Here is an 18,544-nt window from a genome sequence, read left to right on the forward strand (position 1 = left end):
TGTTGTATATTTGCATAGCAAAGCTACAAAATAGTCTTCCATTATTTAGATTCCATTTAATTAAAAACATATACCATGATTGATGTTGCTGAACTAATAGACAATGATTTCTTACGCCAATATGAAATCAGAATTGATGACCAATTAGCTAAAATTGAGTATTCTTTGCAAGACCGAAAGATTTTTTTAACAAAACTTGTAATTCCAGACGCTCTTAAAGACGACGAGTTTAAAAAGCAATTTTTATGCGCTGTTTTTGAGCAAATTGAAGAACGCAATTTAAGTGTTGTACCAACGAGTCCTGAAATTGCTAAGTTTGTAAGAAGTAACAGAAAGTACAAACGTATGCTTCCTGTTGGGGTTATTATTTAGAATCTCAAAACCACCAAAACAAAACATCCAAAGTTAATGAACTTTGGATGTTTTGTTTTTACAATGCTAGTTCTTTTACAAAATCGAACCTAACCAAGCCGTCATCATCAATTTTAGTCAGTTCTACGTCATGCAACGTATTTACTAATTCTGGATTCCAAGGCATTTTAACCTTCACATAATTTTCAGTAAAACCGTGTATATATCCTTCCTTATTTTCGCCTTCAAATAGCACGGTTCTTTTAGTTCCTAGCTGACTTTCGTAAAAAGCCCGTCGTTTTTTAACCGACAAACCACGTAGCATTTTACTACGTTTGTTTCTAACGTTCATCGGTACCACGTTATCCATATCGGCAGCTTCAGTATTATCGCGTTCAGAATATGTAAAAACATGTAAATAAGAAATATCCAAATCATTTAAAAAATGATAGGTCTCTAGAAAATGTTCGTCCGTTTCTCCAGGAAAACCAACGATGACATCCACACCAATACAAGCGTGAGGCATCACATCTTTTATTTTAGACACTCTATCCACATACAATTCACGCATATAACGGCGTTTCATTTTTTTAAGGATGTCATTATTGCCCGATTGTAACGGAATATGAAAATGAGGCACAAAGGCTCTGGATTTTGAAACCAAATCAATGGTTTCGTTCTTTAAAAGATTAGGTTCAATGGATGAAATTCGCAGTCGCTCAATTCCTTCTACTTTATCCAATTCTTTAACCAAATCCAAAAAGGTGTGTTCATGTTGTTTATTCCCGAATTCACCTTTACCATAATCGCCGATATTAACACCCGTCAACACGATTTCTTTTATGTTTTGGGACGAAATTTCTCGTGCATTATTAAGCACATTCTCCATTGTATCGCTTCGAGAAATACCACGTGCTAGCGGAATAGTGCAATAGGTACATTTATAATCGCAACCATCTTGAACCTTTAAAAAAGCACGGGTTCTATCTCCTATGGAATAACTCCCAACATAAAAATCGGCTTCTTCAATTTCGCAGGAATGCACTTCTCCAAAGTCGTTTTTTGATAGGTCGTTTATATAATCAGTGATTTTAAATTTCTCGGTAGCACCCAACACCAAATCAACACCATTTACATCAGCCAATTCCTGCGGTTTTAATTGGGCATAACAGCCAACGGCAGCAACAAAGGCCTTCGGATTGGCTTTTTGCGCTTGCTTTACAATGGTTTTAAAACGTTTGTCTGCATTTTCGGTTACCGAACAGGTGTTAATCACATAAATATCGGCTTGTTCAGAAAAATCTACACGGTCGAACCCCTCATCTGTAAAACTTCTGGCAATGGTAGAGGTTTCAGCAAAGTTAAGTTTACAACCCAATGTATAAAATGCGACTTTTTTTCTCATTAATTCTTTAGTCATTTCCGCGAAGGGATAAATCTCATTATATTTACCTTTGCTAAAAGATTGCAAATTTACAACTAATAAGTTATATGATAAAACTTCCATTAAAACAAATAACCAACTATTTATCAATTAGTTGTGTGGTTTTACTACTATGTTCTTGTGGAAGCAATACAAATTCAGATACAGACGAGGTCGTTTTTCGTTACAACGAACATAAAAATATTGGCTCATTAGATCCTGCATTTTCAAAAGATATATCTGATATATGGGCTACGAATCAATTATTCAATGGATTGGTCCAAACGGATGAACATTTAAATATACAACCTTCTATTGCTAAAAGTTGGACGATTTCAGAAGATGCTCTAACCTATTCATTTTCATTACGTGAAGATGTGTTTTTTCACAAACATGAACTTTTTGGAAAAGATTCTACCAGAACGGTAAATGCTTCAGATTTCGAGTATAGTTTAAACCGGTTAATTGATCAAAAAGTAGCATCTCCAGGAGGTTGGGTATTGGGTAAAGTAGACCGTTTTAAGGCCGTAAACGATACCCTTTTTCAAATTAGGCTAAAACAACCATTCCCTGCTTTTTTAGGATTGTTGACTATGAAATATTGTTCGGTTGTCCCCAAAGAAATTGTTGATTTTTATGGTAGCGATTTTAGGTCGCATCCCATTGGCACAGGGCCTTTTAAATTTAAACGGTGGGAAGAAAATCTGAAATTAGTCTTTAGAAAAAATCTAAATTATTTTGAAAAAGACAGTCTGGGCAATGCCTTACCTTATTTAGAAGCTGTTGCTATTACTTTTTTACCCGACAAACAAAGCGAGTTTTTACAATTTACGCAAGGAAATATCGATTTTATAATCGGATTGGATGCTTCTTATAAAGATGAAATTTTAACCGCAAATGGTAAGCTCCGCAGTGAATATTCTGAAGATGTTGATATGGTTCGTGGCCCATACTTAAATACGGAATATTTAGCGTTTTATATGGATTCGGACATTCCTGAGATACAATCCGAGCTCATTAGAAAAGCAATTAATTATGGTTTTGATAGAAAAAAAATGATGATTTATTTGCGTAATGGTATTGGAATTCCTGCCGAAGGTGGTTTTATACCAAAAGGTCTGCCAAGCTATAATGAAACGCTCGGATTTAGTTATAAGCCAGACATCGCAAAACAATTGGTCGAGCAATTTAAAAATGAAAGTGGCATTATAAATCCTGAAATTTCGATTTCAACCACTGGCAATTACTTAAGTTTTTCTGAATATATACAACGTGAACTTCAAAAAATAGGACTCATTGTTAACATTGACGTCATTCCTGGAGCAGCCCTAAAAGACGCTAAAGCCAATGGCAAACTAGATATTTTTAGAGCCAGCTGGGTTGCCGATTACCCAGATGCCGAAAATTATTTATCGTTATTTTACAGTAAAAATTTTGCCCCTAACGGACCCAATTATACACATTTTAAAAATGAGTTATTTGACAGATGGTATGAAGATGCATTTACTGAAACCAATGATGAAAAGAGAACTTTACTGTACACGAAAATGGATTCATTAATCATGAAACAAGCTCCTATAGTGCCCCTTTTTTATGATGAAATCGTACGCTTTACCAGAAAAAACGTAAAGGGATTAGGGGTTAGCCCTGTGTATGTTTTAGAATTGAAAGAGGTTAAAAAAAATTAATTTTTTACCACCATTTAGAATTAAATTTTTTAAAAGTCACCTATTCCCTTCTATATTTTTTAGTTTCTTCGAAGACATGTTCTAAAATCGCTTTATCCTGTTCGGTAAATTCTATATGACGTCTGTCCATTACCTTTTCTGCAACTTCAAAAGCCTTTTTGGTTAAATAGGTTGTAAATCCACTATTCCCTCCCCAACTGAAACTGGGTACAAAATTCCTTGGAAATCCACTTCCAAAAATATTGGCACTTACACCAACAACGGTTCCTGTATTAAACATGGTATTAATACCGCACTTACTGTGATCACCCATCATGAGTCCACAAAATTGCAGTCCGGTTTTAGCAAAACTTTCAGTTTGATAATCCCAAAGTCTTACTTCTTCGTAGTTGTTTTTTAAATTAGACGTATTAGTATCAGCGCCCAAATTACACCATTCGCCTAAAACCGAATTTCCTAAAAACCCATCATGCCCCTTGTTAGAGTAGGCAAACAACACCGAATTATTAACCTCTCCCCCTATTTTGCTATAAGGCCCAATAGTGGTAGGTCCATAAATCTTGGCTCCAAGTTTTACAGTACCACCTTCACAAAGTGCAAAAGGTCCGCGAATGATGGAACCTTCCATAATTTCGGTATCTTTCCCAATATAAATTGGTCCTGTACTGGCATTAAGCGTTGTAAATTCCAACTTAGCACCGGCTTCAATAAAGATATTTTCTGGGTCTATCACATTATTAGTTGGAGGTATCGGTTTAGACTTTCTGCCTTCTGTTAATAGATTAAAATCGTCTTGAATGGCATCGCCATTTTTAGAAAAAATGTCCCAAGTATGTTCTATTTTAAGAATATCATCATGATATTCTAAAGCCTCGTAGGTTTCAAAATTAACATCTTCTTGAGTGTCTTTTGTAAAAAAAGCAATCACGTCTTCACCCTTAAAAATAGCTTGGTTCTCTTTTAAATTCTTAATCATTTCAACCAATTCCAAATTAGGTAGATAAGATGCGTTTATCATAATATTTTCATCCATCTCTACCATGGGGTACTTATCAGACAAATAATCTTCTGTTAATGTAGTCGTGGTTGAATCCAAAAAGGTTTCCCATTTTTCCCTAATGGTTAAAATACCTATTCTAATATCTGCAACAGGCCTAGTATATGTAAATGGCAACAGATTATTACGGGAAGGGCCATCAAAAAGAATGTAGTTCATAATTAAATCAAGTTAAAAGTTAAGAGTTAAAAGTGGTTTACTTGAAACTTAACCGTATTAGTTAACTATTCAAAAGTAGGCTAATTGCTTAAAATAAAAAAGCCTTTCAATTCTGAAAGGCTTAATAAATTTATAATATGTAACTAGTTTATTTAGTAAACTTAGCATATTTGTTTTTAAACTTGTCAATACGTCCGGCAGTATCTACTAATTTGGATTTACCAGTGTAGAAAGGATGAGATGTTCTAGAAATCTCCATTTTAATAACTGGATATTCAACACCATCAACTTCAATGGTTTCATTTGTGTTAGCAGTAGATTTTGTTAAAAACACATCATCATTAGACATATCTTTGAATGCTACTATTCTATAATTCTCTGGGTGTATACCTTTTCTCATCGCTAAATGCTTTTATTCTTTTCAATTTTGGAAGTGCAAATTTAGGTATTTTTTACAAATTCGCAATACTTTTTAGAAATTTTTATTATCTAACCTTTTGTAACGTTTTATTATATTTGAATACTAACTAAATATCTAATCATTAAATTCAAAAATCATGAAAAATTCTACTAAGACATTGGCTATACATTATGGTCTTTATTTAGGTTCTTTGTTATCAATATTTACTGCTTTGGGATATGCATTTAATTTAGGATTATTAGTTAATTTTTGGATAATGCTTTTAATTATTCCAATAGGAATTATATGTTTTGGGATTTTTTCTACTGCCAAAGTAAAAAAAAAATTAAACGGATTTCTAGATTTCAAACAAGCATTTTCATCTTACTTCATTACAGTCGCAATAGGCATAATGATAAGTACATTTGTAACAATATTAATTTTCAACTTTATAGATAAAGACGCTGCTTTGGAAGCTAAAAACATTTTGATTGAAAATACAGAGAATATGCTTATTAATGCTGGGGCTCCTAATCAAGCCATTTCTGAAAATATTAATAAAATTGAATCTCAAGACACTTTTGCTTTGGGCATTCAGCTAAAATCTTTAGCTCAAAGTTTAATCTTCTTTGCTGTAATTGGTCTTATTGTTGCAGCTGTAATGAAAAAAACAGACCCAAACGCGTCATAATTTCTTTATCTTTGTTTGAAAATAGAATATTTTCTAAATGGATATATCTGTAGTTATTCCACTACTTAACGAACAAGATTCTTTAAATGAACTCCATGATTGGATTGTAAAAGTAATGAAAACCAATCATTTTTCATATGAAATTATTTATATAGACGATGGCAGCACCGATGATTCATGGCATGTTATTACGCAATTATCAGCTAATAACAAAGATGTAAAAGGCATTCGTTTTTTTAAGAATTTCGGAAAATCGCAAGCTCTTCATGCTGGTTTTGAAATCGCTCAAGGAGACGTTATCATTACTATGGATGCCGATTTACAAGATAATCCAGAAGAAATCCCCGGGCTTTACAACATGATTGTATCTGATGGTTTCGACTTGGTTTCTGGTTGGAAAAAGAAACGTTACGATTCCATACTTTCTAAAAATTTACCTTCCAAATTATTTAATTGGGCTGCTAGACAAACCTCTGGCGTCAAATTAAATGATTTTAATTGCGGCTTAAAAGCGTACAAAAATGACCTAGTAAAAAACATTGATGTTAATGGAGAAATGCACCGTTACATCCCCGTTTTAGCCAAAAACGCTGGCTTTATCAAGATTACCGAAAAAGTTGTTCTGCACCAAGCCAGAAAATATGGCGAAACCAAATTTGGTATGGATCGTTTTATTCATGGCTTTTTAGATTTAATAACCATTTGGTTTTTATCACGCTTTGGCAAACGTCCCATGCATTTATTTGGTGCTTTAGGTGCCATTATGCTTATTATTGGTTTTGGCTTTTCACTGTATCTGGGCATTGATAAAATCTTTTTAAACCCAACCGGAAGATTAATAACGGAAAGGCCACAATTTTATATAGCACTATCCACCATGATTATTGGTACCCAATTTTTTGTGGCTGGTTTTTTGGGTGAGATCATACTTCGCACAAAACAAGATAAAAAACGGTATACAATTAAAGAATATCTTAATTTGAATTAAAAACATTAATTTGTATATTGTTTTTATAATTCATAATTTGATATTAAGTTCCAAATATGCTTGATAAAACTTAAAACTAAACTCTTAATTATATATTTTTGTAATGTTCCAAATTGCTAATCATTAATAAATTTAAACACCACAACCATGATTTACATCGAGCCAAAAATTCTAGATAGAATAAACAAATGGTTAACACCGTCTTTTGATAAAGAAACTCAAGATTTCATTAAAGATAGCATTGCTCACAATCCTAAAGACTTACAAGAAAGTTTTTATAAGGATTTAGAATTTGGAACGGGTGGTATGCGCGGTATTATGGGTGTTGGAACTAACAGAATCAATAAATACACACTTGGAAAAAGTACTCAAGGGTTAAGCGATTATCTAAATTCACGTTTCCCAAATGAAACACCTAAAGCAGTTATTGCTTTTGATTGCCGACATAATAGTAAAACGTTAGCAAAAGTGGTTGCTGATGTGTTTTCAGCCAACAATATAGAAGTTTATTTATTTGAAGATTTGCGGGCAACCCCAGAATTATCATTTGCCGTTAAACATTTAAATTGTCATTGTGGTATCGTTTTAACCGCTTCCCATAATCCTCCTGAATATAATGGTTATAAAGTATATTGGCAAGATGGCGGTCAGTTAGTGCCACCACATGACGAGGCCGTTATAAGGGTTATTGATAAAGTTGAGTATCCAAACATAAAATTTCAACCTAATAATAGTTTAATTCATTACATTGGCAAAGATGTAGATAATGTATTTATTGACGCTTCTGTAAAAAATGGCTGTGTTGGCGCATCTCAAGAAGCTAAAAATAATTTAAAAATTGTTTTTACATCGCTACACGGAACATCCATTACCGCCGTTCCAGAAACCTTAAAGCGTGCAGGTTATAAACATGTGCACATTGTAAAGGAACAAGAAGTGCCTGATGGAGATTTCCCAACGGTTGCATCACCAAACCCAGAAGAACCGGCAGCCTTAAAAATGGCCTTAGAATTAGCGGACAAAGTGGGTGCCGACATCGTCATTGGAACCGACCCTGATGGTGACCGATTAGGTGTTGCCGTTCGTAATTCTGAAAACCAATTACAATTACTAAACGGGAACCAAACCATGCTCATGATGACCGATTTTTTATTAAAAAAATGGAAATCGGAAGGCAAAATTAAAGGAAAGGAATTTATTGCATCTACCATAGTGTCTACACCCATGTTAACGAATCTTGCAAATGCTTATGGTGTAGATAGCAAAATTGTTTTAACCGGTTTCAAATGGATTGCCAAATTAATCCATGATTTCCCAGAACTTAATTTTATTGGTGGTGGTGAAGAAAGTTTTGGCTACATGGTAGGCGATTTTGTTCGCGATAAAGATGCTGTGACATCGACGCTTTTGGCATGCGAAATTGCTGCGATATCTAAAGCCAACGGTAGCTCGTTTTATAATGAGTTAATAAAGCTTTATGTAGCGCACGGATTATATAAAGAAAAACTGATTTCTTTAACCAAAAAAGGCATTGAAGGTGCTCAGGAAATTAGCCAAATGATGATGGATGCCCGTGATAATCCATTTAAAATGGTTAATGGTTCTAAAGTGGTTAAAATTGATGACTATGAGTTATCTAAATCAAAAAACATGGTGACTGGCAAAGAAGACATCCTTGATATACCAAAATCAAACGTATTAATTTACCATACCGAAGATGGTAGCCAAATAGCTTTAAGACCTAGCGGAACGGAGCCAAAAATTAAATTTTACATCAGTGTAAACACCAAACTGGAGTCTGTTTCAAAATTTAAAGAAACAGAAGCTGCCCTTGACGTAAAAATTGATGCTATTTTAAAAGATATGAAGCTTAGTTAATGAATCATTTTCGAAATATATTAAGGTATGCTATACCTTATAAACGATTTGCAATAGGACACATTATTTCTAATGTGTTTTTTGCTTTATTTGGAGCTTTGTCTTTTATTGCCTTAATACCAATGCTTGATGTCCTTTTTAATGAAAAAGACCCTTCTAGCAAAGAAATCATTAAGAAACCTGTTTATGAAGGTATTGGAAACCTAAAAGATTATTATCAAGATACCATGGCGTATCAAGTACATGAGTTTGCCCAAGATGACAAATCTAAAGCATTACTTCTAGTTATTACATGCATTATCATTTTGTTCTTATTAAAAAATATCTTTGGGTATTTAGCTAACTACTTCATGGTTTTTTTAAGAAATGGTGTTGTAAGAGATATAAGAAATAGAATTTACAAAAAAACGGTCGAATTACCCCTTTCTTTTTTTTCAGAACAAAGAAAAGGTGATATTATGGCTCGTGTAACTAACGATGTCTCGATGTTGGAATATTCTATGTTACCGGTTTTAGAACTTATAGTTAGAGAACCGTTAACGATTATTTTCACAATAATAATGATGTTGATTATCAGTCCAAGTCTTACTCTTTTTGTCTTTATTTTTATTCCTATTTCAGGAATCATTATTTCATATGTTGGAAAAAGCTTAAAAAGGAAATCAGAACGCGTTCAAAAAGAGCAAGGTACTATATTATCCACTTTAGAAGAAACACTAACTGGCCTTCGTATTATTAAGGGATTTAATGCCGAAGAAAAATTTAATGGCAAATTCCAAGAATCCACAACTCGATTTTATCACTTTTCAAATAAATTATTAAACCGCCAAAATTTAGCATCACCAACAAGTGAATTTTTAGGAATTTTAGTCATTTCAATTCTGTTATGGTATGGAGGCCAATTAGTCCTTGTTGATAATTCTCTTGATGGTAGCTCTTTCATTGCCTATATGGGATTGGCCTATAACATATTAACCCCGGCTAAAGCTATTTCTAGAGGACTCTATAATATAAAACAAGGTGGGGCCGCGGCTGAACGTATTCAAGAAATTATTGATACTCCAAACCCTTTAAAGGATAAAATAAATGCTATTGTAAAAACAGGATTTGATTCTGAAATTGTATTTGAAAATATTTCGTTCAAGTACCAAGATGAATACGTTTTAAAGAATTTTTCGCTAACCATTCCTAAAGGAAAAACGGTGGCATTGGTTGGACAATCAGGTAGTGGTAAATCGACCATAGCCAATCTTATAACCCGTTTTTATGATGTCAATGAAGGTCGGATTTTAATCGATGGTCTCGATATTCGAGATTTAACGACAATTTCATTACGCAGCCAACTTGGTATAGTAACCCAAGATGCCATTCTTTTTAATGAGAGTATTAAAAATAATTTAAAAATCGGAAATGATAATGCATCCGATGAAGATGTTATTGAAGCATTAAAGATTGCCAATGCTTGGGAATTTGTTAAAGATTTACCTAATGGCATAGAAACAAATATTGGTGATTCTGGAAATAAACTCTCTGGTGGTCAAAAACAACGATTGAGTATTGCAAGAGCTGTTCTTAAAAGTCCGCCCATTATGGTTTTAGACGAAGCAACTTCTGCCTTGGATACCGAAAGTGAGCGTTTGGTTCAAATTGCTTTAGAAAACATGATGAAAAACAGAACGTCTATTGTTATTGCCCATAGATTATCCACAATACAAAATGCCGATGAAATTATTGTACTTAATAAAGGTGAGATTGTAGAAAAAGGCAAGCATAACCAACTCATAGCCAATAATGGTGTTTATAAAAAATTGGTGGATATGCAAAGTTTCGACTAACAATCAGACTGTATAAAATAAAAAAGGATAGAGACTTGGGGGGTTCTATCCTTTTTTTTCGTTCATTGCTAGATTTGGGGACAACTAACAACATAAGCAGGTTTCTGAAACAAACTTAAAACAAAAAAAAATAGTTTACAAGAAAAAACGCATTTAATCGTATTAAATAAGCATTTCGTCGATTATTTTATAATTACATAATTGATTATCAGACAATTAGTTTTTTAATAAAAAATTACAAATCAGCAGGTTAAACTTTTAGTATATTTATCCGTCTAACTTGAATACTATTTTTTGTGACAGACGAAGCACAACTACTTGAAGATTTAAAATCTGAAAAACATAAAGAACAGGCTTTTAGAACCTTAATGACACTTTACAAAGAGCGGTTGTATTGGCATATTCGTAATATTGTGAAGTCTCATGATGATGCCGACGATGTGCTTCAAAACACGTTCATCAAAATTTATAGTAACATCCATAATTTTAAGGGAGAGAGTAAATTGTTTTCTTGGATATACCGTATCGCAACAAACGAATCCATAACCTTACTCAACAAAAATGCAAAACAACTTTTAATATCAAATGAAGAATTACAAGACTCAGCCATAACCAATTTGGCCTCAGATGTATATTTTGATGGCAACGAGATGCAATTAAAATTACAAGAAGCCATTTCAAAACTACCCCACAAACAACAATTAGTATTTAACATGAAATACTTTCAGGATTTAAAATACAAGGACATGGCAGATATTTTAGAAACTAGCGAAGGTGCTTTAAAAGCATCTTATCATTTAGCCGTAAAAAAAATTGAAGCTTATTTAACTAAAAATTAAACCTTTAAACAAATACTAAGTCTAAGGATTATGAGTGACAAATTAAAAAATATTAAAAACCCTGGATTTAAAATACCTAACAATTATTTTGAAGGTATAGAAGATGCTGTTTTAAGTCAAATTAAACTTAAAAGCATAGAAGGTTCTGGATTTAAAGTTCCCGATGGTTATTTCGAGTCTTTAGAAGATACTGTAATTAATAAAATCTCTAAAAACGAGAATACCAAAGTCATTAACTTATTTACTAGAAGAAACTTACTTTATGTTTCCAGCATTGCTGCAACCATATTGTTATTATTTAATTTATCTGTTTTTAACAAAAAAAGTGTCTCTTTTGAAACTTTAGAAACTGCTTCTCTTGAAAGCTATATTATGAATCAATATATAGACTCTTACGATATGGCATCACTTTTAACGAATGAAGACATTATAGAAGAAAATTTCATAGAACATAATTTTTCTGAAGAAAATATGGAAAACTACATTTTAAATAATATTGATATGGAAGGTTTCTTTTCAGAATAAAAAAAATAAAAAAAATGAAAACTATTATCATCACTTTAGCCTTATGTTTTTCACTAAGCACATTTGCTCAAGAAAATAAAATCAAAAGCCTTAAAATTGCTTTTATAACCGAAAAACTGAATCTAACCGAAAAAGAAGCGCAACAATTTTGGCCTGTTTTTAATGCCTTTGACGATACTGTAAGCAACCTAAAGTACAACGAACTTCGTAAACTTGGGCATGAAATCAGAGAGAGTTATGCTTCTATATCAGATGAAAAAGCAAATGAGCTTTTAAACAAGTCTTTAGAAATAGAGGCCAAAATACATTCTGAAGAAGTTAAATTAGTCAAGAAACTTCGAAGCATCATTCCAGCTAAAAAGATTTTAGCTTTAAAAAATGCTGAGGAAGACTTCAATAGAAAAATGCTCGAAGAATTTTATAAAAGGCGTAGAGAAAACAATAACAGATAATGAAAAGGGACGTTTAAAAACGTCTCTTTTTTTATTGAACTATTTACTAAAAGTAAGTTTTGAAATTCTTTTAGAACCTGCAGCATAAGCAACACTATCATTTAAAAATCGAATCGTATAAAAAGGTTCATCACTTAAGTGCTTCCAAGATTCACCAAAATCGTTACTAAAATCAATACCCTTAAATCCAATAGCGACCAATTCTTTTCCACTGGAATTTGGGACAAATTGCACACAACTCCTATATCCAGGTTTTTTATTTTCAGCAACTAATTGCCATGTTTTTCCACCGTCAGAGGTTTTTATTTTATTGGCGGCATTAACATCTGGATAGGTATAATCGCCACCAATAGCAAATCCGTTAAGTTCATCATAAAAATCAATGGAATAGATGCCTTCAGTAGCTTTAGCACTTCCAATGGGTGTTTTTACAACGTTCCAAGTCAATCCTTTGTCTTCAGACATATAAATATTCCCTGCGGTGGTGCCTATCCATGTTTTGTCTCCAATAATTTTAATATTGGTATTACTGGCAGCAAAAGCACCTTCACCCGCTTCTGCTTTTGGAAGCTTGTCACAGGTTATTTTATTCCAAGTGTTTCCCGCATCGCGAGTGATAATAATTGACAAACATCCGTTCATGCTATCGCCTACCGCAATACCTTCTTCATCATTCCAAAACACCATGGCGTCATAAAAAACACCTTCATGATATTCTTCATAAACCAATTCCATTTTTCCTTGATCACCTGTTTTGTATAACAATGCAGGATTATCAATACTTAGCATGAAAAAATCGGTTGCAGTATGTGCTACGGCCCTAAACTCTAAATTTAAAGTATCATAGGTTTGAACCGATGTTTGCCACATATTTTTTCTAGGATTATACAATCCGAAAACACCGTCATTGGCTGCAAACGCCAAACTGCCATCATTTAAAATATCAATAGCTCTTATACTTAATAATGAATCCGAATAAATCGTTTCAATGCTAACGTGATTAAAGTTTCGCGGTATAAATGTTTCCTTCTTTCCGCAGGAAAACAAAAACGCTACACATATACAAAAAACCCAAAGCTGTTTCATAAATTTCAATTGTGTATAAAAATATAAAAGCTAAACGAATAAAGCCCCAAACGATTCAACAAATCAACATATTAATGTAACTTTGCAGCCTTATTTACAAACCATGCGATTACACAGAAATTTATGCTTTTCGGTTATTGACGGATTAACGTTGATCTTCAATGAAGGCCATTATGCCGATAAAGTCATTCAACAATTATTAAAACGCGATAAACGTTGGGGCGCACGCGATCGTGCCTTTGTTGCTGAAACCACCTATGACATTGTACGTTGGAAACGATTATATGCTGAAATCGCTGAAGTTAAAGAACCATTTGACAGAGATAATCTGTGGCGCATGTTTGCCGTTTGGGCAACTTTAAAAGGCATTAAATTACCCGATTGGAAATATTTTGAAGAAACCCCAACACGCAAAATAAAAGGCCGTTTTGATGACCTTTCAAAAATTAGGAAATTCAAAGAATCCATTCCCGATTGGATCGACGAACTTGGCGCAAAAGAACTTGGCGACAAAGTTTGGAGCAAAGAAATGGAAGCCTTAAACGAACAAGCTGATGTTATTTTAAGAGTCAATACCCTAAAAACCAACAAAGAAAAATTACAGGAAGAATTATTTGATTTAGGATTTGAAACAGAAATTCTTCCCGACTATCCACACGCCTTAAAACTAAAAGAGCGCGCCAATGTATTTACTACGGATGCGTTTAGCAATGGTTTTTTTGAAGTACAAGATGCATCCTCCCAATTAGTAGCTGAGTTTTTAAACGTACAACCTGGCATGCGCGTGGTGGATGCTTGTGCGGGTGCGGGGGGAAAAACATTGCATATTGCGTCTTTGATGGAAAATAAAGGGCAAATTATTGCGCTGGATATTTACGAGAATAAACTTCATGAATTAAAACGTCGTGCGAAACGCAACAGTGCGCATAATATTGAAACCAGAGCCATTGATTCTACCAAGGTCATTAAAAAATTATATGATAAAGCTGATCGTGTACTGATTGATGCACCATGTTCTGGATTGGGAGTATTACGCAGAAATCCCGATGCAAAATGGAAACTACAACCAGATTTTATTGAAAAAATAAAAACAACACAACAAGATATTTTACAACAATATTCGAAATTAGTAAAAGTTGGCGGGCAATTGGTTTATGCAACCTGTTCTATTTTACCATCAGAAAATCAGGAACAAATTAATACCTTTTTAAAATCGGAAGCAGGTAAAAGCTTTACACTTTTAAAGGATAAAAAAGTATTGTCGCATCAATCTGGGTTTGATGGATTTTATATGGCTTTGTTGGAGAGGAAAGAATAATATTTAAGCGACTTTAAAGTCCCTTTTTTTATGGTTGATAACAACGTAAATAACTCTAAATTTTCAATGGCCTATTTACATCAAATTAGACTTAAAAAAAGTAAATTTGCACTTTGTTAAACGCATCATAAACTGATACATAATGATTCATTTCTTTGGAAACGTAACCGGCAACATATTTGCTGTTCAAACAACAAAAGAATTATCAACCGAAACCATAACGAAATTAGTGTGGTTATTTGGCAACCAGCCAAGAATAGAACAAGCATCTCTGGATGCTTTTTTTGTTGGCCCTAGAGCCGCCATGATATCGCCTTGGAGCACCAATGCTGTAGAAATTACCCAAAACATGGGCATTTCTGATATTATAAGAATTGAAGAATTTCAAGCGGTTTCAAAAGATTTTAAAGGTTTCGACCCGATGATTTCTGAAAAATTTACTGGATTAAACCAAGAATCATTTACTATAAATATCAAGCCCGAACCTATTCTAAATATTGAAGATATTGCGGCTTACAATCAAAAAGAAGGGCTGTCATTAAGTGATGAAGAAGTTAGTTATTTGGAAGGCGTTTCAAAAAACATTGGTCGTCCGTTAACAGATTCTGAAGTTTTTGGATTTTCACAAGTGAATTCAGAACATTGTCGCCATAAAATTTTTAACGGAACTTTTATTATTGATGATGAAGAAAAACCAACATCCCTTTTTAAATTAATAAGAAAAACATCTGAAACACACCCAAACTCAATCGTTTCAGCCTATAAAGATAATGTGGCTTTTATTGAAGGGCCGAAAGTGGAACAATTTGCACCAAAGTCAGCCGATAAACCCGATTTTTATGATGTAAAAACATTTGAGTCGGTCATTTCCCTAAAAGCAGAAACACATAATTTCCCAACAACGGTGGAGCCTTTTAATGGTGCCGCTACAGGTGCTGGTGGTGAAATTCGCGACAGATTGGCTGGTGGAAAAGGCTCATTACCTCTTGCGGGTACAGCCGTTTACATGACGTCATATTCCAGATTAGAAGAAAACCGCCCATGGGAAAAAGCCTTTCCAGAACGCAATTGGCTATATCAAACGCCCATAGATATTTTGATAAAAGCCTCTAATGGCGCCTCAGATTTTGGAAACAAATTCGGGCAACCGCTTATTTGTGGTTCAGTACTAACCTTCGAACATGACGAAGCCTCTGACCTCCACCCTTTTGGGGGATCGAGGGGGGCTCGTAAACTAGGTTTTGATAAAGTCATCATGCAAGCCGGAGGTATTGGTTATGGTAAAAAAGACCAAGCTTTAAAAGGCAAACCACAAGCTGGTGATAAAATAGTGATTCTTGGTGGCGAAAACTATCGAATTGGTATGGGCGGTGCTGCTGTTTCTAGTGCCGATACTGGTGCATTTGCTTCAGGAATTGAATTAAACGCTGTGCAACGTTCCAACCCCGAAATGCAAAAACGTGCTGCAAATGCCATTCGTGGGATGGTAGAAAGTGATGAGAATTTCATCGTTTCCATTCACGACCATGGTGCTGGAGGCCATTTAAATTGCTTATCTGAATTGGTTGAAGATACTGGTGGAAACATCGATTTAGATGCTTTGCCCGTTGGCGACCCGACACTTTCTGACAAAGAAATTATTGGAAACGAATCGCAAGAACGTATGGGCTTGGTGATTGATAAAGAGCATATCGATATCCTTAAACGTATTACTGATAGAGAACGTTCGCCAATGTACACCGTTGGTGATGTAACGGGTGATGATCGTTTTACATTTGAATCTAAAACCAATGGACATAAACCAATGGATTTAGCGATGGAAGATATGTTTGGCAGTTCGCCAAAAACCATCATGACCGACAAAACCGTTGAAAGAAACTATGATGCTGTTACTTATGATTCCAATAAGTTTCATGAGTATTTAGAACAGGTTTTACAATTGGAAGCTGTTGCTTGTAAAGATTGGCTAACCAATAAAGTGGACCGCTGTGTTGGTGGAAAAGTTGCTAAACAACAATCTGCCGGACCATTACAATTACCTTTAAATAATGTGGGTGTAATGGCACTTGACTATAAAGGGAAAGAAGGTATTGCTACGGCTATTGGGCACTCACCTATTTCTGGGTTGATTGATCCAGCAGCAGGCAGTAGAAATGCAATCACAGAAGCCTTAACCAATATTATTTGGGCACCATTAAAAGACGACTTAAAATCGGTTTCCTTATCGGCAAACTGGATGTGGCCTTGTAAAAATGAAGGTGAAGATGCACGTTTATATGCAGCTGTTGAAGCGGTTTCAGAGTTTGCAATTGATTTAGGTATCAACGTTCCAACAGGAAAAGATTCTCTTTCCATGAAGCAAAAATATCCTAATGAGGATGTGATTGCTCCGGGAACGGTTATTATATCAGCCGCTGGAAACTGTAATGATATCACTAAAGTAGTAGAGCCTGTTTTAAAAAGACATGCTGGCAGTATTTATTATATCAATATTTCTCAAGACGATTTTAAACTAGGAGGTAGTTCATTTGCCCAAATATTAAACAAAATAGGAAACGATGCGCCCACGGTAAAAAGTGCTGCTTATGTTAAAACTGTTTTCAATACCATTCAAAAATTAATTAAAGATGATCAAATAGTTGCAGGACATGATGTCGCTTCGGGCGGATTGATTACCACGCTTTTAGAACTATGTTTTGCAGATAATAATTTAGGCGCTGAAATTGATATTGCTTCTCTTGGAGAAAAAGATACAACCAAGGTGTTATTTGCTGAAAATGCTGGAATTGTATTTCAAGCTAAAAATGATTTATATGTTGAAGAGTTTTTAAACGTAAAGAAAATCGAACATAGAAAGATTGGTATAGTAACGGAAAGCAATACCTTAAACATTATCAATAATTCGGATGTATTGCCATTATCCATTTCAAAATTACGTGATGCTTGGTATAAAACCTCATTCCTTCTAGACCAAAAACAAACCGCAAATAATTTAGCTCAAACGCGATTTGATAATTATAAAACTCAGCCTCTTCAATATATATTTCCTAAACATTTTACAGGCCTCACCCCTAACCCCTCTCCAAAGGAAAGGGGAGCGCGTCCCAAAGCCGCCATCCTCCGTGAAAAAGGCAGTAACAGTGAGCGTGAAATGGCAAACGCCATGTATTTGGCTGGTTTTGATGTAAAAGACGTGCACATGACGGATTTAATTTCTGGACGTGAAACGTTGGAAGACATTCAGTTTTTAGGAGCTGTTGGTGGCTTCTCAAATTCTGATGTACTTGGTTCTGCCAAAGGTTGGGCGGGTGCTATAAAATATAATGAAAAAGCAAATAAAGTCATTCAGGATTTCTTCAAAAGAGAAGATACGTTATCGATAGGTATTTGTAATGGTTGCCAATTATGGATGGAATTAGACTTGATTAATCCAGAACACAACATTCACGGAAAATTGCTTCATAATGATTCGCATAAACACGAAAGCGGATTTACATCTGTGAAAATACAGGAAAACAATTCCATTATGCTTTCAACACTTGCTGGGTCTACTTTAGGGGTTTGGATTTCCCATGGTGAAGGAAAATTTAAGTTACCATATTCTGAAGACAATTATCACATTGTTGCTAAATACGGTTATGCTGAATATCCACATAATCCAAATGGCTCTGATTTTAATACGGCCATGATGTGTGATAAAACGGGCAGGCATTTAGTAACCATGCCTCATATAGAGCGTTCAACATTCCAATGGAATTGGGCATATTACCCAGAAAACAGAAACGACGAGGTATCTCCTTGGCTAGAAGCTTTTGTGAATGCCAGAAAATGGATTGAAAACAAATAATAAATAA

Annotated in this window: 15 protein-coding genes; 11 read left to right on the top strand and 4 right to left on the bottom strand. The window is 34.3% G+C overall.

What is annotated here, in order from left to right; genetic code table 11:
• The first annotated feature begins 75 nt into the window (after positions 1–75).
• A complete protein-coding gene (locus tag CSW08_RS04145) occupies positions 76–372 on the top strand; it encodes an N-acetyltransferase (RefSeq protein ID WP_106658636.1) in 297 nt (98 codons plus the stop codon).
• Positions 373–430: 58 nt separating this feature from the next.
• On the opposite strand, the gene mtaB is transcribed toward CSW08_RS04145, so the two are convergent.
• On the bottom strand, positions 431–1,756 hold the full coding sequence (mtaB, locus tag CSW08_RS04150) for a tRNA (N(6)-L-threonylcarbamoyladenosine(37)-C(2))-methylthiotransferase MtaB (RefSeq protein ID WP_106658708.1): 1,326 nt from the start codon (positions 1,754–1,756) through the stop codon (positions 431–433).
• A gap of 86 nt (positions 1,757–1,842) precedes the next feature.
• Between mtaB and CSW08_RS04155 the strand changes: the two genes are divergently transcribed.
• Positions 1,843–3,462 (top strand): ABC transporter substrate-binding protein, encoded by a 1,620-nt coding sequence (locus tag CSW08_RS04155; RefSeq protein WP_106658637.1) that lies wholly within the window; start codon positions 1,843–1,845, stop codon positions 3,460–3,462.
• A gap of 40 nt (positions 3,463–3,502) precedes the next feature.
• On the opposite strand, the gene CSW08_RS04160 is transcribed toward CSW08_RS04155, so the two are convergent.
• Both CSW08_RS04160 and CSW08_RS04165 read right to left on the bottom strand, forming a co-directional pair.
• A complete protein-coding gene (locus CSW08_RS04160; protein WP_106658638.1) occupies positions 3,503–4,678 on the bottom strand; it encodes a GlmU family protein in 1,176 nt (391 codons plus the stop codon).
• 148 nt (positions 4,679–4,826) lie between these two features.
• Positions 4,827–5,078 (bottom strand): type B 50S ribosomal protein L31, encoded by a 252-nt coding sequence (locus CSW08_RS04165; protein WP_106658639.1) that lies wholly within the window; start codon positions 5,076–5,078, stop codon positions 4,827–4,829.
• 157 nt (positions 5,079–5,235) lie between these two features.
• On the opposite strand from CSW08_RS04165, the gene CSW08_RS04170 reads away from it, so the two are divergent.
• From CSW08_RS04170 to CSW08_RS04200, 7 genes are all read left to right on the top strand, one after another.
• Complete coding sequence (locus CSW08_RS04170) at positions 5,236–5,769, top strand: DUF4199 domain-containing protein (RefSeq protein ID WP_106658640.1); 534 nt, start codon at positions 5,236–5,238, stop codon at positions 5,767–5,769.
• A 37-nt stretch (positions 5,770–5,806) separates the two neighbouring features.
• The gene (locus tag CSW08_RS04175; protein WP_106658641.1) at positions 5,807–6,757 is read left to right on the top strand and encodes a glycosyltransferase family 2 protein; all 951 of its coding nucleotides are present in this window, start codon (positions 5,807–5,809) and stop codon (positions 6,755–6,757) included.
• A 147-nt stretch (positions 6,758–6,904) separates the two neighbouring features.
• A complete protein-coding gene (locus tag CSW08_RS04180) occupies positions 6,905–8,635 on the top strand; it encodes a phospho-sugar mutase (protein ID WP_203226846.1) in 1,731 nt (576 codons plus the stop codon).
• Entirely contained in the window at positions 8,635–10,470 is a 1,836-nt protein-coding gene (locus tag CSW08_RS04185) for an ABC transporter ATP-binding protein (protein ID WP_106658642.1), read from the top strand. The genes CSW08_RS04180 and CSW08_RS04185 overlap by 1 nt, the downstream gene beginning before the upstream one ends.
• Positions 10,471–10,766: 296 nt before the next feature.
• Positions 10,767–11,309 (top strand): RNA polymerase sigma factor, encoded by a 543-nt coding sequence (locus tag CSW08_RS04190; protein ID WP_106658643.1) that lies wholly within the window; start codon positions 10,767–10,769, stop codon positions 11,307–11,309.
• Positions 11,310–11,339: 30 nt separating this feature from the next.
• Positions 11,340–11,834 (top strand): hypothetical protein, encoded by a 495-nt coding sequence (locus CSW08_RS04195; protein ID WP_106658644.1) that lies wholly within the window; start codon positions 11,340–11,342, stop codon positions 11,832–11,834.
• Positions 11,835–11,848: 14 nt separating this feature from the next.
• Positions 11,849–12,286, top strand: a complete 438-nt coding sequence (locus CSW08_RS04200; RefSeq protein ID WP_106658645.1) for a hypothetical protein — start codon at positions 11,849–11,851, stop codon at positions 12,284–12,286.
• A 39-nt stretch (positions 12,287–12,325) separates the two neighbouring features.
• Here the strand turns inward: CSW08_RS04200 and CSW08_RS04205 are convergent, their stop codons facing one another.
• Complete coding sequence (locus tag CSW08_RS04205; RefSeq protein WP_106658646.1) at positions 12,326–13,372, bottom strand: WD40/YVTN/BNR-like repeat-containing protein; 1,047 nt, start codon at positions 13,370–13,372, stop codon at positions 12,326–12,328.
• Positions 13,373–13,475: 103 nt separating this feature from the next.
• Here CSW08_RS04205 and CSW08_RS04210 point away from each other — a divergent pair, with 103 nt between their 5' ends.
• On the top strand, positions 13,476–14,690 hold the full coding sequence (locus tag CSW08_RS04210; protein WP_106658647.1) for an RsmB/NOP family class I SAM-dependent RNA methyltransferase: 1,215 nt from the start codon (positions 13,476–13,478) through the stop codon (positions 14,688–14,690).
• A 142-nt stretch (positions 14,691–14,832) separates the two neighbouring features.
• Positions 14,833–18,537 (top strand): phosphoribosylformylglycinamidine synthase, encoded by a 3,705-nt coding sequence (gene purL, locus CSW08_RS04215; RefSeq protein WP_106658648.1) that lies wholly within the window; start codon positions 14,833–14,835, stop codon positions 18,535–18,537.
• The last annotated feature ends 7 nt before the right edge of the window (positions 18,538–18,544 follow it).

The organism is Confluentibacter flavum (assembly GCF_002843175.1).
Classification (GTDB): Bacteria; Bacteroidota; Bacteroidia; order Flavobacteriales; family Flavobacteriaceae; genus Confluentibacter; species Confluentibacter flavum.